The organism is Nocardia thailandica NBRC 100428, assembly GCF_000308795.1.
GTDB classification, from domain to species: domain Bacteria; phylum Actinomycetota; class Actinomycetes; order Mycobacteriales; family Mycobacteriaceae; genus Nocardia; species Nocardia thailandica.
The window spans coordinates 1-15929 of sequence record NZ_BAGK01000188.1 but is presented as its reverse complement, the minus strand read 5'-3'; the positions used below and the strand labels follow the sequence as shown (position 1 = coordinate 15929).

At 74.2% G+C, this 15929-nt stretch carries 11 protein-coding genes; 6 read left to right on the top strand and 5 right to left on the bottom strand.

Annotated elements, in window-relative coordinates; translation table 11 throughout:
- Positions 1 to 2313 carry an arylsulfatase gene (locus ON36_RS20710; RefSeq protein ID WP_043656168.1) on the bottom strand — a complete coding sequence of 771 codons (2313 nt, stop codon included), beginning with the start codon at positions 2311 to 2313 and terminating at the stop codon, positions 1 to 3.
- A gap of 246 nt (positions 2314 to 2559) precedes the next feature.
- Here ON36_RS20710 and ON36_RS20705 point away from each other — a divergent pair, with 246 nt between their 5' ends.
- Genes ON36_RS20705 through ON36_RS20690 form a run of 4 tightly spaced genes read left to right on the top strand, consistent with a single transcriptional unit; the run spans position 2560 to position 7638 of the window.
- The gene (locus tag ON36_RS20705) at positions 2560 to 4146 is read left to right on the top strand and encodes an ABC transporter substrate-binding protein (protein WP_043656165.1); all 1587 of its coding nucleotides are present in this window, start codon (positions 2560 to 2562) and stop codon (positions 4144 to 4146) included.
- Entirely contained in the window at positions 4143 to 5102 is a 960-nt protein-coding gene (locus tag ON36_RS20700; protein ID WP_043656163.1) for an ABC transporter permease, read from the top strand. The genes ON36_RS20705 and ON36_RS20700 overlap by 4 nt, the downstream gene beginning before the upstream one ends.
- Complete coding sequence (locus ON36_RS20695; RefSeq protein ID WP_052314189.1) at positions 5099 to 5968, top strand: ABC transporter permease; 870 nt, start codon at positions 5099 to 5101, stop codon at positions 5966 to 5968. The genes ON36_RS20700 and ON36_RS20695 overlap by 4 nt, the downstream gene beginning before the upstream one ends.
- Positions 5965 to 7638, top strand: a complete 1674-nt coding sequence (locus ON36_RS20690) for a dipeptide ABC transporter ATP-binding protein (RefSeq protein ID WP_052314188.1) — start codon at positions 5965 to 5967, stop codon at positions 7636 to 7638. The genes ON36_RS20695 and ON36_RS20690 overlap by 4 nt, the downstream gene beginning before the upstream one ends.
- Before the next feature lie 66 nt (positions 7639 to 7704).
- Here the strand turns inward: ON36_RS20690 and ON36_RS34945 are convergent, their stop codons facing one another.
- The 4 genes from ON36_RS34945 to ON36_RS20675 form a co-directional block, all read right to left on the bottom strand.
- Positions 7705 to 7860, bottom strand: a complete 156-nt coding sequence (locus ON36_RS34945) for a hypothetical protein (protein ID WP_157224961.1) — start codon at positions 7858 to 7860, stop codon at positions 7705 to 7707.
- 191 nt (positions 7861 to 8051) lie between these two features.
- Complete coding sequence (locus tag ON36_RS20685; protein WP_043656160.1) at positions 8052 to 9788, bottom strand: NTP transferase domain-containing protein; 1737 nt, start codon at positions 9786 to 9788, stop codon at positions 8052 to 8054.
- An 83-nt stretch (positions 9789 to 9871) separates the two neighbouring features.
- A complete protein-coding gene (locus ON36_RS20680) occupies positions 9872 to 10177 on the bottom strand; it encodes an MGMT family protein (RefSeq protein ID WP_043656157.1) in 306 nt (101 codons plus the stop codon).
- Positions 10178 to 10181: 4 nt separating this feature from the next.
- Entirely contained in the window at positions 10182 to 10970 is a 789-nt protein-coding gene (locus tag ON36_RS20675; protein WP_174377595.1) for an alpha/beta fold hydrolase, read from the bottom strand.
- A gap of 148 nt (positions 10971 to 11118) precedes the next feature.
- Here ON36_RS20675 and ON36_RS20670 point away from each other — a divergent pair, with 148 nt between their 5' ends.
- Positions 11119 to 15021 carry an ATP-dependent DNA helicase gene (locus tag ON36_RS20670; protein WP_281004887.1) on the top strand — a complete coding sequence of 1301 codons (3903 nt, stop codon included), beginning with the start codon at positions 11119 to 11121 and terminating at the stop codon, positions 15019 to 15021.
- A partial coding sequence (locus ON36_RS20665; protein ID WP_043656152.1) for a UvrD-helicase domain-containing protein occupies positions 15018 to 15929 on the top strand: 912 nt, incomplete at its 3' end. The genes ON36_RS20670 and ON36_RS20665, both read left to right, overlap by 4 nt.

Sequence of the window (15929 nt, the reverse complement as noted above, 5' to 3'; positions counted from 1 at the left end):
TCACTCCGCGACGTACTCGGCCTCCCGTTCGACGGCGTCGATGGTGGCCCGGGGGACCCGGATGGGGCCGGGGCGGTAGGTCACCGCGCGCAGGCCGCCGGTGTAGCGGAAGGTCCCGCGGCGTTCGCGCAGGTCCCAGGAGACCGGGCCGCGCGCGTCGACGCCGACCGAGATGCCGGTCCACGGGGACATGCCGACGAGCTGGATCTGGTCGGGCAGCGTGACCGGGTCGACCCCGTCGACCTCGACGGTGAAATCGGTGCGCAGGCGCGGCCGGATCTCGCCGCGCACGGTGATCGAGGTCGTGCCGGCGGGGACCGCCGCGGTGGTGACGGAGTCCCAGCGGCCGTAACCGTTGACGCCGAGGGTGACCCGGCCGTCCTCGATGTAGAGGATGTAGCCGCCCAGCGGATCGCCGTGGGCCACCAGGACACCGGCGTCGCCGGTGACGTAGCCGCTCAGTTCCGCGGTGACGGTGAAGTCGCGGTAGGCGATGAGCCGCTGGGAGCGGTAGCGCTCCAGCGTCGGTGTGCCGGGCAACAGCCGGACCGGGTCGGCGAAGCGCGCCTCCTCGGGCCTGCGGCGGAACAGGTCGGCGCGGGTGAGCAGCGGGAACACCGTGTTGGCCCAGGCGGATTCGTCCCAGGCGGCCGCGAGTTCGGCGGCCTTCTCCGGGAACTGCGCGGCCAGGTCGTGCAGTTCGGTGGGGTCGTTGCGCACGTCGAACAGCTGCCAGTTCGGGGCGTCGATGTCGGCGGCGGGATCGTAGAGGGACAGCAGCTTCCAGCCGTCGCGGTAGAACCCGCGATGCCCGGTCATCTCCGAATACTGTTCGCGGTGGTCGGTGGTCGCGGCGGCGTCGCGCAGCACCGCGGCCGCGGACACCCCGTCGAACTCCTCGGCCGGGCGCCCGTGCCGCCGGGTGGGCCGCGCGAGCCCGGCCAGGTCGAGCAGGGTCGGCGCCAGGTCGGTGACGTAGGTGTACTCGTGCCGGATCCCGTCGTCGCCCTCGGCGCGCGGCAATCCCGCGGGCCAGGACACGATCAGCGGCACCCGCACCCCGCCCGCGAAGGTCTGGCCCTTGTAGAAGCGGAACGGCGTGTTCGACGCCTGTCCCCAGCCGCGCGGGTAGTGCACCCCGAGCTTCGCGGTGCCGATGAGCTCCTCGTCGTGCGGCACGTCGCCGATCCAGTCGGGGTCGTCGATGTGGGCGAACTCGGCGAAGTAGCTGCGGGTGCCCTCGGGGCCGCCCTCGGCGGTGCCGCCGTTGTCGGAGGTGAACACGATGATGGTGTTGTCCAGCTCGCCCAGGTCCTCGAGCAGGGCGGTGATCCGGCCGAGGCTCTGATCGATGCTGTCGACCATGCCCGCGTACACCTCCATGTAGCGGGCGTAGCGGCGCTGCTCGTCGGCCGACAGCGAATCCCATTCCGCGGCCTCGTAGCCGGGTTCGGTGTTGCGGGGCTTCTGCTCGGTGCCGGGCGGGAACAGACCCTGCGCCAGCTGCCGCGCGAACCGCTTGCGCCGCACCTCGTCCCAGCCCTCGGCGTAGCGGCCCCGGTACTTGGCCAGGTCCTCGGGCTTGGCCTGGAGCGGGCCGTGCATGGCCACGTGCGCGAAGTAGAGGAAGAACGGCTTGGTCGCGTCGTGGGCGCGCAGGTCCTTGATGTAGGTCAGCGCCTTGTCGGTGAGATCGTCGGTGAGGTAATAGCCCTCGGGATACTCCTCGACGTCGACCACCGAACTGTCCGACACGAGCTGGTTGGGGTAGTAGAAGGAGTTCAGCCCCTCCAGCGACCCGTAGTAGCGGTCGAAGCCGCGCTGGGTCGGCCAGGAGTCGCGGTGGGCCGCCGGGTTCATGGTGGCGTCGCGCACCAGGTGCCACTTGCCGACCGCGTAGGTGGCGTAGCCGTTGGCGCGCAGGATCTCCGGCAGCGTCAGCACGTTGTCGGCCAGTTCCAGCCGCAGGCCCGGGTAGCCGGGGTCGGCGTTGGCGACGAACCCGAAACCGGCGCGGTGCGCGTTGATCCCGGTCAGCAGCGAGGCGCGCGAGGGCGAGCACAGCGGCGTCGTGTGGTAGTTCGACAGCCGGACGCCGGTGGCGGCCAGACGATCCAGCGTGGGTGTCTCGACCTCGGAGCCGTAGGGGCCCGTGTCGCTGTAACCCATGTCGTCGACCAGGACGACGACGATGTTCGGCGCCCCCGCGGGCGCGGTCGGCGCGGCGGTCCAGGCGGGGGTGGAGTCGGCGGCGGTCCGGCCGGCGGTACCGCGGAAATCGTCGTAACCACGAGCATGGGGTGGAACAGGCATTCTCGCAGTAAACGGACCGAAACAGCAGGTAGCCAGGGTTATGTGCATCCTGCGCGGAATCGGTGACCGGCCCCCGGCACCTTGTTAGCGTCACTGACCATGCACACGAACCGGTTCGCACCCCGCCGCTGTTCGTGTCGCGTGTCGCGCGGCTGACCGCCCCTCGCGGGCGGGTGGGCCGCCGTCGTCATGTCCTGCCGGCCCGCGTGTCGCGGAGCCGGGTGCGTCTTCTCGAGGATCGATCCCATGAACTCTGTCCCCGGTGGCTTCGACCGCCGTAACTTCCTGCGTGCCGGCGGTATCGCGGCCGCCGCGATCTTCGGGGCGGGCGCGCTGGCGGCCTGCACCTCGGCGGTGGGCGAACAGAAGGGCAGTGGTGACGACGCGGCGCCCGTGCGCGGCGGCGTGCTGAAGACCTCGATCCCGGGCGACCTGGTGCCGGGCAACCTGCTGACCAACACCGGCGCCTCGCCGACGATCATCGGCCTCGTCTACGAGTCGCTGGTCCGCTACCCCAACGACAAGCTCGATCCGCAGCCGTTACTGGCGAAGTCGTGGCAGCTCGCCGCCGACGGTCGCTCCATCACCCTCGACCTGCGCGACGACGTGAAGTTCCACTCCGGGCGCCCGTTCACCGCCAAGGATGTGGAGTTCGCCATCCGCACCTACGCCGATCCCAAGTGGTCGGCGCAGCTCAAGAGCACCGCCGCCGCGATCACCGGCTACGACATCATATCGCCGACCCGCATCACCCTGCGCTTCGCCACCCCGCTGAGCAACATCTTCGATCTGCTCGACACGGTGCCGATCCTGGACAGTGAGACCGCCGACAAGCTGCCGACCGGCGAGGCCTACATCGGCACCGGTCCGTTCACCTTCGTCCAGCGGATCCCCAACCAGCAGATCGTGTTCCAGAAGAACCCGTCCTACTGGGTGCCCGAGCGCCCCTACCTGGACCGGGCCGAGGTCTCGATCATCGCCGACCCCCAGGCCGCGCTCAACGCGCTCAAGTCCGGGCAGGTGCACGCCGCGGGCGGCCTGAGCTACCGCGACAACGAGACCCTGGCCAAGAGCGGCGGTTTCAAGACCCTCGACCAGAAGGGCGCCGAGCTGCAGACCTATGTCGGGGTCAACGTCACCGAGCCCGCGCTCGCCGACGTGAAGGTGCGTCAGGCCATCGCCTACGCCATCGACCGCGACCGCATCATCGCCGAGGTCTACCGCGGCGCCGGCTACCCGCTGAACGTGCCGTGGCCCAAGGAGTCCCCGGCCTACGACGCCGAACGCAACACCCGCTACGCCCGCAACCTGGACAAGGCCAAGGCCGTGCTGGCCCAGACCACCAGGCCGCCGAAGCTGCCGCTGACCTTCTCCACCGGTTACCCGTTCTACGAGCAGACCGCCCAGATCGTGCAGGCCAACCTCGCCGAGATCGGCATCGAGGTCACCCTCGACCCGATCGACGAGGCCACCTTCGTCAAGCGCCTGACCGGCGCCCAGTTCGCCGGGCTGTGGGTCACCGACCACTCCTGGGCCCAGTTCGTCCCCTCGACGCTGAACGTCTCGGCCTACCCGTTCAACGCCCGCCGCAACGCCTCCCGCTACGAGTCCCCGGCCTACGTCGCCGCCGCCGACGCCGCCTGGCAGCAGCCGGCCGCCACCGGGCCCGAGGCGGTCAAGGCCTACAACGCCGTCAGCGACCAGCTGCTCGAGGCCCTGTTCCTCATCGAGATCGGCGTGCACTACGGCCAGGTGTCGGTGGCGAACAAGCTGCACCGGTTCGCCTGGACCAAGCGCCGCGAAACGCTGCTCACGGACGCGTTCCTCTCGTGACGCGCTACCTGCTGCGCCGGCTCCCCTCGGCCCTGCTCGTCCTGTTCGGGGCGTCGGTGCTGATCTTCCTGCTGCTGCGCCTCGTCCCCGGCGACCCGGCCACGATCCTGGCGGGCAACGACGCCACCCCGCAGTCGATCGCGGCGATCCGGCATCAGCTCGGCCTCGACCGGTCGATCGTGGCCCAGTACCTGAGCTGGATCGGCGACGTGCTCACCCTCGACCTCGGCCGCTCCTACCTGATCGGCGGGCAGATCGGGGACCTGGTCGCGCGCGGCCTGACCAACACGATCGTGCTCACCGCGACCGCGCTGCTGCTGGCCGTGGTGACCAGCCTCGTGCTGAGCGTGTCGTCGGTGCTGTGGCCGAGCCGATGGCTGAAATCGGTGATCGCGGCCGCCAATACGGTGTCGGTGGCGCTGCCCACCTTCGTCACCGGGCCGCTGCTGGTGCTGGTGTTCGCCATCGCGCTGCCGGTGCTGCCCGCCGGTGGCATCCCTCCGGACGGCTTCATCGCCCGCCCCGACATCGCGGTGCAGTACCTGCTGCTGCCCGCGATCTGCCTGGCGCTGCCCGTCGGCGCGGCGCTGACCCGGTTCCTCACCGAGGCACTGGAGACCGAGCTGGCGAAACCCTATGTACTCACCGCCCGTTCGCTCGGCGTCTCCCGGTGGCAGATCGTGACCCGCGGCGCGCTGCGCAACGCCCTGCCGACCATGCTGACCGCCCTCGGCATCCAGACCGGCAACCTGCTCGGCGGCGCCGTGCTGGTCGAAGCGGCCTTCGCCTGGCCCGGGATCGGCCAGCTGATCGAGCAGGGGATCAGTCGCCGGGACTACCCGGTCGTGCAGATCCTGCTCCTGCTGTCGGTCGCGGTGTTCGTGATCATCCAGCTGATCACCGACATCGCGCACGCCTGGCTCGACCCGCGCGTCCGGATCGGGGGCAGGTCATGACCGAGGCGCTGACGAGAACTCCGGTGCCGAGCACGGATTCGTCGCGGCGGCGGCACCCCCTGCTGCGGGCGCTGACCCGCGGGCAGGGCCTGGCCGGGGTGATCCTGGTCGGCGTCGTGGTGCTGCTCGGTGTCCTCGCCGGTGTGCTGGCCGACCACGACCCGCTCGCCCAGATCCCCGGCGCCAACCTGGTCGGCCCGAGCGGCGACCACCTGCTGGGCACCGACCAGCTCAACCGCGACGTGTACTCCCGCGTCCTGCACGGCATCCGGATCGATCTGCTGATCGCGTTCCTCGCCGTCCCGCTCGGCGCGCTCGTCGGCTCGCTGGCCGGGCTGCTCGCCACGGTGAACCCGGTCGCCGACGTCCTCACCCAGCGGGTGTTCGACCTGATCCTGGCCTTCCCCGCGCTGATCTTCGCGATCGCGCTCGCCGCGGTCACCGGGCCCGGCTGGCACGCGGTGGTCATCGTGATCGTCGCCTCCGAGGTGCCGATCTTCGGCCGCCAGGTCCGCACCGCGGTGCTCGCGGTGCGCGAACAGCCCTTCGTCGAGGCCTCGGAGGTCATCGGCGCGAGCACCTGGTGGACGCTGCGCAAGCATGTGCTGCCCAACGCCGTCGAACCGCTGGTCGTGCAGCTGGCGCTGTCGCTGTCGGTGGCGGTCTTCCTCGAGGGCGCGATGAGTTTCATCGGCATCGGGGTGCGGCCGCCCGATCCGTCCCTCGGGTCGCTCATCGGCGAGTCCATCGCCAATCTCGACGCCAACCCGTGGATGGCGGTGGGCCCGCTGGTCGTGGTGTCCGCGCTGACCCTCGGATTCCTGCTGATCGCCCAGGCACTCGGCCGGGCAAGGAGGCTCGCATGAGCGAGGAGAGCACCGTCCTCGAGGTCACCGGCCTCCGGGTCGCCTTCGGCGAGCGCGTCGTGGTCGACGGGGTCGACCTGCGGGTCGACCGCGGCGAGGTGGTCGCGCTGGTCGGCGAGTCGGGGTCGGGCAAGTCGCTGACCGCCCGCGCGGCGCTGGGTCTGCTGCCGCCCGCCGCGCACGCCACCGGTTCGGTCCGGCTGACCGGCACCGAGGTGATCGGCGCGACCGAGACCGACCTGCGCGGCCTGCGCGGCGTGCGGGCGGCCATGGTGTTCCAGGAGCCGCAGGTCGCGCTGAACCCCGTGCAGCGCATCGGCACCCAGATCACCCAGGCGCTGCGCGCGCACCGCCCGATCGGCCGGGCCGCCGCCCGCGCCCGCGCGGTCGAGCTGCTCGCCGCCGTGGACATCCCCGAGCCCGAGCAGCGCGTCGACTGGTACCCCCACCAGCTCTCCGGCGGCCAGAAGCAGCGGGTCGCCATCGCACTGGCGCTCTCGGGCGAACCGGATCTGCTCATCGCCGACGAGCCGACGACCGCGCTCGACGTCACCGTGCAGGCCGAGATCCTGGCGCTGCTGCGGTCGCTGCAGCGCAGCCACGGCACCGCGGTGCTGTTCATCACCCACAATCTCGGGGTGGTCGCCGAGATCGCCGACCGGGTGGTGGTCATGCGGGCGGGCGAGGTGGTCGAGGACCGGCCGGTCTTCGACCTGTTCGCCGAGCCCGCGGCCGGTTACACCCGGGACCTGCTCGGCGCGGTGCCACGGCTGCCCGGCGGGGGCGAGCCCGCCCCGATCCGGGTCGTCGGGGAGGCCGCCGAGGAGCCGGCGCCGCCCGCGCCCGTGCTGCGGATCGAGGACCTCTCCGTCGTCTATCCCGCGCGCGGCGGCAACCCACCGTTCCCGGCGCTGCGCGAGGTGTCGCTGACGCTCGCGCCCCGGGAGGTCCTCGGGCTGGTCGGCGAGTCCGGCTCCGGCAAGAGCACGCTCGGGCGCGCCGCGCTCGGGCTGGTCCCGGCGACCTCGGGCGTCGTCGAACTGCGGGGCGAACGGCTGCGCGGCCTGTCGCTGCGCGAGCTGCGGGCGCTGCGCAAGAACGTCGCGCTGGTCCACCAGGACGTCAGCGCCTCGCTCGACCCGCGGCGCACCGTCGCCGACGCCATCGCCGAGCCGCTGCGCGTGCACCGCGTCGCCGATGGCGCGCTGGCCCGCGCCCGCGTCGCCGAACTGCTCGAATCCGTCCGGCTGCCCGCCGAGTTCGCCGCCCGGCGCCCCGGCGAACTCTCCGGCGGACAGCGCCAGCGGGTCGCCCTCGCCCGCGCGCTGGCCCTGGCGCCGCGGCTGCTCGTGGCCGACGAGCCGACCAGCGCGCTCGACGTCTCGGTCCAGGCGCAGGTCCTCGACCTGTTCGCCGACCTGCGCGAGGAGTACGGATTCGCCTGCCTGTTCATCAGCCACGACCTGGCCGTCGTACACCAGGTCGCCGACCGGGTCGTGGTGCTGCGACAGGGGCGGGTCGTGGAGACCGGGCCGGTCACCGAGGTCTTCGCGACCCCGCGACAGGACTACACGCGCGCCCTGCTGGCCGCCGTCCCCGTGCCCGACCCGGCGCTCGCGCGCCGCGGCGGCGAGCCCGGCGCGGGCGACCTCGTCCGGCTCGGCGCCTGACCGGCCCGGAAACAGCGAACCGCCGGAGTCCCGAGGGACTCCGGCGGTCGCGTGCGCTACCGGAACTCAGATGCGGCCCGGGCGGCGGTCCTCGCGCCGCTCCTCGCCCGCTCGCATCTCACCCTGCACTGCGTCACCCTGCTCCTGCCGCTTCTGCTGCTGTTGCTGCTGCCGCGACATCTGCTTGGGCTTCTTCGGCGTCTTCTTCTGTCGATCAGCCATCTCCACACGGTCCTTTCCGAGGGATCAAACAATCGCCTGATGAAAACTGCGTCCGACGTGGTCCGTCATGTTCGAACGTTGTGCAGGGCGGGCTACGCCTGACGGATCCACGATAGCCCGACCCGCCCCGACCTGCGGCGATGCGCGCGAAATGGCCGCCGGAACGGCCCGGGTGCGGCGTGTCGGTGTCCTCAGACGGTGAGCGGCAGGAACTCGACCGTGGCGCCGTCGGCGGCGCCGGGCGGGACGAGGACGATGCCGTCGCGGCCGACCAGGCCGGCCAGGTGAGCGGTGCGCACGGTAGGGTCGGCCAGCCAGCCGCCCTCGGGCGCGTGGCGCGCGGGGCAGAGCCGGGTGACGGTCGTGGCGCATTCGGCCGCGTTGTGCAGGGGCCCGCGCAGGGGCCGGGGGAGCGGGGCGCCGATGCGGCCCGCCACCACGGCGGGGGTCAGCGCGAGCAGCACGGCGACGGCGGCGAACGGGTTACCGGGCAGGCCGACCACGGTCGTGGTGTCGGGGAGTTCGGCGACCAGGGTGGAACCGCCGGGGCGGAGGCGCAGCCGGGGCACGGGCACGCGCGCGCCGGTGCGGGCCACCGCCGTGCGGAGCTGATCCGCCGCGCCGCCGCCGGTCGCGCCGACCACCAGGATCAGGTCGACGCCGCCGGTGGCGGCGAGCATGTCGTCGAAACCGCGCGTCGTGTCGCGCAGGTGGACGTGGTCGACGACGCGGATCCCGCAGCGGGACAGCAGGTCCGGCATGACCGGGCCGATCGAGTCGCGCGTCTGGCCCGCCTGCAGCGGACCCTCGGCCCGGATCTCGTCGCCGGTCATGACCAGCCGGGCGCGCACGGGTCCGCGCACCACGCCCGCGGTGACCTCGACCGAGGCCGCCGCGGAGATCAGCGCCGCGGTCACCGGGGTGCCCGCCGGGGCGACCGGGTCGCCGATCCGGCGGTCCTCGCCCCGGCGGCGGATGTCCTCGCGCACGGGCGCCTCGGGCAGGCGGGACAGCAGATCGCCGTCCCGGGAGGCGAATTCGTCGCGCAGCACGGCGGTCGTGTCGTCGGGGACGTGCGCGCCGGTGGCGATCCGGACGGCCTCGCCCGGCAGCAGGCCGGCCGGTCGCGCGCCGCCGGCGAACCCGATGTCACGGCGCAGCCGCCACGGCCCGTCGCCGCACACGGCGTAGCCGTCCATCGCGGAGACGTCGAACCGCGGCAGCGGCCCGGCCGCGGCGAGCGGCTCGGCGAGGGCGGCGCCGCGCACCTCCCGCAGGTCGGCGCCGTAGGCGACCAGGGGCGAGAGCTGTTCGGCGAGCAGCTGTCTCGCGGTCTCGATGGTCGGCGGGGGCTCCGTGCCCACGGCGGCCCGGGCCCGGGCGACCTGGTCCTCGGTGTCGCAGTCGGCGGTGCCGGCCACGGCGACCAGCCGGGTCTCGGCCGGAACCAGCGCCTTCATCGGCTGGTTCTCCCAGGTGCCGAGGCTTGCCAGCCGCGCGCTCAGCGCCGTGCGCCGCCACACGCCGACGAGGTACTGCGGACGCCCGGAGTCGTCGATGGCGAAGACCGCCTCCGCGCCCGACTGCCCGGCGGCGGCGAGCAGGGCGCGCACCGTGTCGGCGGTGAGGAAGGGCATGTCCGAGGCCAGCACCACCACCCACGGCGCCGCGCCGTCCCCGAGTTCGCGCAGCCCGGCCCCGACCGCGGCCACCGGCCCCGAGCCCGGCGGAACCTCGCGGGTCTGCCGGATCTTCGGGTCCAGTTCCGGGCGGTACGGCCCGACGACCACCGTGGTCGCGCAGCCGTCGACCGCGCGCAGCGCGGCGTCGAGCATCGAGCGGCCGCCGATGACGATGCCCGGCTTGTCGACCCCGCCCATCCGGCTGGCGCGGCCGCCCGCCAGCACGATGGCGTCGGCGGCGGTCACGGGACGACGGGGGCCGGAGTCATGGACCCGATGCTAGTCCGGACCGTGGCGCGCGGGCGGGTCCGGCGGTCGCCCGCGCCGCGTCAGGGCTCGATCGCGAAGTGGTGCCGCGCGGCCCGCAGATCCACCCGGCCGTCGGTGACGGGCACGCCCTCCTCGGCGAGCAGCCGCAGCTGCCGCGCGGCCAGGTGCGGGGACGGCCGCCCGCTCGCGCCGAGGACGCGGTGCCAGGGCAGGTCCGCGGAGTCCGTGCGCATGATCCAGCCGACTGTGCGCGGCGTGGACAGACCCGCCGCGCAGGCGATGTCGCCGTAGGTGGCGACCCGCCCCGCCGGGATGGCCGCGACGAGCGCGCGGACCCGTTCGATCTGGGCGTCGGTGGTGGCCACGGCTCTACAGTACGGAGCGCACCAGCCCGGCGGTCTCGGCAGGCCGCGCCTGGGCGACCATGTGGTCGCAATCCCACACCAGGTCACGCAGATTCGGGCCGAGCCGCTCGGCGAGCGCGGCGCGGAACTCCGGGGTGACGAACGGCGGCCGCACCCGGCCCGCCCGCACGAGCACCGTCGGCACGGACGCGGGCGGCAGCACGAACGGCCGCGCCAGCTGCCCCCAGTAGGAGGTGATGGCAGGCTGCGCGATCCGCCAGCCGACGCGCCCGCCTGCGGTCGGCACCAAGTGCTCGGCGAGCTCGGCCTCGAGCAGTTCGTCCGCGACCTCGTCCCGGCCCCACGCGCTGGCGCGCTTGTCCGACCGCGCCTCGGCGACGTCGGTGTAGTCGGGGGAGTCCAGGTTGGCCTGGGCGATCGTGCCCATCCGTTCCGGGTCGACCGCGATCGCCGGATCGAGCAGCACCAGCGCGCGCACCCGTTCCGGGTGGCGCGCCGCCAGATGCACCCCGGCCGCGCCGCCGAACGAATGCCCGACGACCGCCACCGCCCCCGCCCCCTCGGCGTCGAGCAGGGCGACCAGGTCCGCCACGATCGTCTCGAAATCCCACGGCGGCAGCGCCGTGGAACGGCCGTGCCCCCGCAGATCCGGCGCCAGCACCCGCGCCTCCGGCAGCAGCCCGGCCAGGTGTTCCCAGCGCTTCCCGTGGCCGGTCAGCCCGTGCAGCGCGAGCACCGTGACCCCGTCGTCGGGACCGAACCGATGCAGATGAAGCGCAGACATGGGCCTCATTCTGACCGGCCGAACGCCGGTGCGCGCCCCGAGGTGCCCGCGATCACGCCCTCCACGCCGTGACCCGCGCCGAGCGTGCCCGCGCTCTCTGTCACCGCCATCTGTTGAAATTGCCGATGTGGTGCGATCGGATAGCTCGGTGCGACTGGTGCGCCGGACACGCCAGGCGCCCCGGGCGCGGACCTGGGGTGCCGGTGTTCGCGCGCTGTTCGCCGAGCGGGCGGAGTCGGCGCCCGGCCGCCCCGGATGGTCGCCGTGGCAGGTGCTCGGCGGTCCGGGCACGGGCAAGACGTCGTTGCTGGTCGACCTGGCGGTGGCGTGGATCGCCGGGGGCGGCGATCCGGAATCGGTCCTGGTGCTGACGCCGGGGAAGCAGGCGGCGGGGTCCGTGCGCGCGGCGGTCACGGAGGGACTCGGCGGCGGGGCCGGGGTGCCGGGCGCGACGCGCGAGCCGCTGGTGCGGACGCTGCACTCCTACGCGTTCTCGATCCTGCGCAAGCACGCCGCGATCCACGGCAACCCGCCGCCCCGGCTGCTCACGGGCGCCGAGCAGGACGGCGTCCTGCGGGAGATGCTGCGCGGCGAGCTGGCCGACATCGAGGCGGGCGCGCGGGGGCTGTGGCCCGAGCGGCTGCATCCGGCGCTGGCGCTGGGCGGCTTCGCCGAGCAGCTGCGCGACCTGATGTTGCGGGCGACCGAGCGCGGGCTCGGCCCGGAGGACCTGATCGAGCTGGGCCGCGCGCACGACCGGGACGAGTGGGTGGCGGCGGGCGGCTTCTTCCGCCGCTACGAGGAGGCGCTGCTGCTGCGCTGGTCGGTGGGTGTGGCCGCGCCGGAGGCGACCGCGCCCGCCCTGGACGCGGCCGAGCTCGTCGGTGCCGCGCTGGACGCCCTGGCCGCCGACCGCGACCTGCTGGCCGCCGAACGCGACCGCCTGCGCCTGCTGCTCGTCGACGACGCCCAGCACCTGGACCCGCAGGCGGCCACGCTGGTGCGCGCGATCGGCAGCGGCAGCGCCCGCACCGTGATCGCGGGCGACCCCGACCAGGCGATCTTCACCTTCCGCGGCGCCGACCCCCACTTCCTGACCGGCCTCGACCCCGCGCCGGGGCGCCGGATCGTCCTGGACACCGACCACCGCGGCACCGCCGCGATCCGGCTGACCACCGCGCGCATCGCCGCCCGGATCCCGGGCTCCGCCGCCCACCGCGTCGACCCGCACCGCGGGCCGCGTCCCCCGGCGCCGTCCGACGACCTCGCAGCGTCCCCCGCGTCCCCCGAGTCCCCCGCGTCCCCTGCGGACCCCGCGACGCCGCAGTACTCGGTCGGCTTGTTCACCGAACAGGGCGGGGTCGAGTCCGGCGCGGGCGGCACAGCCGCGATCGCGGCGCCCGATTCCGGCCGGGCGCCGGGGAACCGCGTCCCGGACACCGGCGGCGACCCCCTTCCGCCGCCGGACGACGCCCCGGATCCCGGCTCCGACCTCGCGGCGGTCCGGGTGCGCGTGCTGGCGACCCCGGCGAAGGAGGCCGCGCTCATCGCCGACCATCTGCGGCGGGCGCACCTGACCGACGGGGTGCCGTGGTCGGAGATGGCGGTGATCGTGCGGTCGGTGCCGCTGTCGCTGGCACCGCTGCGTCGCGCGCTGCTCGCGGCGGGGGTGCCGGTGCGGCGGCCCGCCGTGAGCGAGCCGCTGGCCCGGCGGCGCGGCGCCTCGTGGATGGTGCTGGCGCTGCGGGCGGTGCTGGCGGGTGACGCCGGCCGCCCGCAATCCCGCCGGGCGATCGACGCGATGTTCTCCCCGGAGGACGCGATGGATCTGCTCGCGGGCCCCCTCGGCGGCGCGGATCAGATCGCCCTGCGCCGGCTGCGCCGCGGTATCCGGCGCAGCGTCCTCGATCTCGAGCGCAGGTCCGCGCACCGCCCCGACGACGATCCCCACCCCGACGACGCCGACCAGTTCCTGCTGTGGGCCGAACAGCCCGCCCCCGCCTGGGAGCCGCCGCCGGAGGACGACGACCCGCCGCCGGAGCCCGGGTCCGGCGACCCCGGCTGGACCGCGGACCTGGACTGGCTGCGTCCCGAACCCGACCCGGTCTTCGACCCCGCCGACGACCTCCCCGACCCGCTCGCCGACCTCGACGCGGAACCGCGTCCCGCCGGGCCGGAGCCCGAACCCGCTGCGGCCCAGCGCCTTCCGGTGACCGCCCTGCGCGACCAGTCGTCGGCCGAGGTGCTGCGCGACCTCATGGTCGGCATCGGGGAACCCCGTCTGCTCGACGGGCTCACCGAGGTCGAGGCCGCCCCGCTGCGGCGCGTGCTGCGCTCGGTGGAGAAGGCGAGCACGGCGCACGCCCGCGGCGAGGGCGTCGAGGACGTGCTGTGGACCCTGTGGACCAGTTCGCGGCTGGAACGGCGCTGGTTCCGCCAGTCCCGCAAGGGCGGCGCGACCGGAATGCAGGCCGACCGCGACCTCGACGCCGCCGTCGAGCTGTTCGACGTCGCCGCCGCCTACGTCGACCGGCTGCCCCGCGCCGGCGTCGAGGGTTTCGTGGAATACCTGCTGCACCAGCAGATCCCGCAGCAGGGCAGGCCCGCGGCGGTCGACACCGAGGCGGTGTCGCTGCTCAGCGCGCACGCGGCCGCGGGCCGGGAGTGGGACGTCGTCGCGGTCGCCGCCGTCCAGGAGGGCATCTGGCCGAACCCGCGCGCCCGCGGAACCCTGCTGCACACCGAGGAACTGATCGACCTGCTCGCCGGGGTCGCCGAACCGGGCGCCCAGGTGAGCCGCGCCGCGCCCGTGCTCGCCGAGGAACGCAGGCTGCTACTGGTCGCGTGCAGCCGGGCCCGCCGCTCGCTGCTGGTCACCGCCGTCGAATCCGCCGCGGGTGAACAGGATCTGGTCCCCTCGCGGTTCCTGACCGAACTGCTCGGCGACGACGACACCGGCGAGCCCGGCGTCCTGCCGATCGCCGACCCCGGCCGCGCCCTGGTCATGCACGCGCTGGTCGCCGAATTGCGCGGCGTGGTCTGCGACCCCGGCGCCGACGCCGACCGCAGGGCCCGCGCGGCGCGGCAGCTGGCCCGGCTCGCCGACGCCGGGGTCCCCGGCACCGACCCCGAGGACTGGTACGGCACCGCCGAACTCAGTTCCGAGCGCGCGCTCTGGGAGGACGACCAGGTGGCGGTCGACCTGTCCCCGTCGACCGTGGAACTGCTGCGGACCTGCCCGCTGCGCTGGGCCCTGGAACGGCACGGCGGCACCGACGGCGACAACCCGCACGCCCTCAAGGGGAACCTGGTCCACACCCTGGTCCAGGCGCTGGCGGGCGACGTGCCCGAGCGGGAGGTCAGGGCGGCCCTCGACGCCGCCTGGCACGCCGTCGACCCGGCCGACGGCTGGCACTCGCGGCAGGAGCTGCGGCGCACCGAGGCGATGCTCGAGACCTTCCTGGCCTGGATCCGCAACACCCGCGGCGAACTCACCCAGGCGGGGGTGGAGGTGCCCGTCGACTGCGTGCTGCCCCCGCGCAGCCGCTCCGAGCACGCCGTGCGCATCCGCGGCCGCATCGACCGGCTCGAACGGGACGCCTTCGGCCGCTTCGTCATCGTCGACATCAAGACCGGCAAGACCCCCATCTCCAAGGACGCCGCCAGGGACCACGCCCAGCTGGCCACCTACCAGGTCGCCGCGGCCGCGGGCGCCCTCGACGGGCACGCGGATCCCGGCGCCGAGGAGGACCCCGGCGAGGACACCAGGGCGCCGGACCCGGCCGACGGCGCCGCGCCGCGCCGGGGCGGCCCGGCCGAACCGGGCGGGGCGCGCCTGGTCTACGTCGCCAAGCCCAGCAAGGAGGACGGCGCCGCGGTGCGCGAGCAGCCGCCGCTGGACGGCGCGGCGCTGGCCGAGTGGCGCGGCACCATCCACGACGCCGCCGAATCCACTCGGGGCCCGGACTATCTCGCGGTGCGCAACGAGGGATGCAGGCACTGCCCCGTCCAGGGGAGCTGCCCGGTCCAGGACCGGGGCAGGCAGGTGACCGACGAGTGAGCGCCGGACAGGTCACCCCGCAGCGGCTGGCCGAGGCGCTCGGCCTGCCCTCGCCGACCGAGGAACAGGCGGCGGTGATCTCCGCCCCCGCCGGGCCGACCCTGGTGGTCGCGGGCGCGGGCGCGGGCAAGACCGAGACCATGGCCGCGCGCGTGGTGTGGATGGTCGCCAACCAGCTGGTCACCCCGGATCAGGTGCTGGGGCTGACCTTCACCCGCAAGGCGGCCCAGCAGCTGACCCAGCGCATCCGCACCCGCCTCGCCCGCCTGGCGGGGGCCCCGCTGCTGCGCGAGCTGGACCCCACCGGCGGCCTGCGCGCCCGCATCACCGGCAGCGAACCGGAGATCAGCACCTACCACTCCTACGCGGGCCGCCTGCTGACCGCGCACGGCCTGCTGCTGCCGGTGGAACCGTCGGCGGCGCTGCTGACCCAGACCCAGCTGTGGCAGATCGCCTACGAGGTGGTGCGCTCCTGGGACGGCGACCTCGACACGGACAAGACGCCGGTGTCGGTGACCGAGGCGGTGCTGGCGCTCTCGGGCCAGCTGGCCGAGCATCTCGTCCTGCCCGAGCAGCTCGCCGAGGCCCACATCGAGCTGGAGAAGCTCGTCTACACGCTGCCGCCGGGCCCCCGCCAGCGCGGCGGGCCGAGCCAGAAGCTGCTCGACGTGGTCGCCGCGCAGCGGGAGCGCGTCGCCCTGCTGCCGCTGGTGCACGCCCTGCACGCGGCGCTCGACCGCCGCGGCGCCCTCGACTTCGGCTCCCAGATGTCGCTGGCCGCCCGCCTCGCGGCCGACCATCCCGAGGTCGCCGCCGCCGAACGGGCCCGCTTCGCGCTGGTCCTGCTCGACGAGTACCAGGACACCGGCCACGCCCAGCGCGTGCTGCTCTCGGCCCTCTTCGGCGAC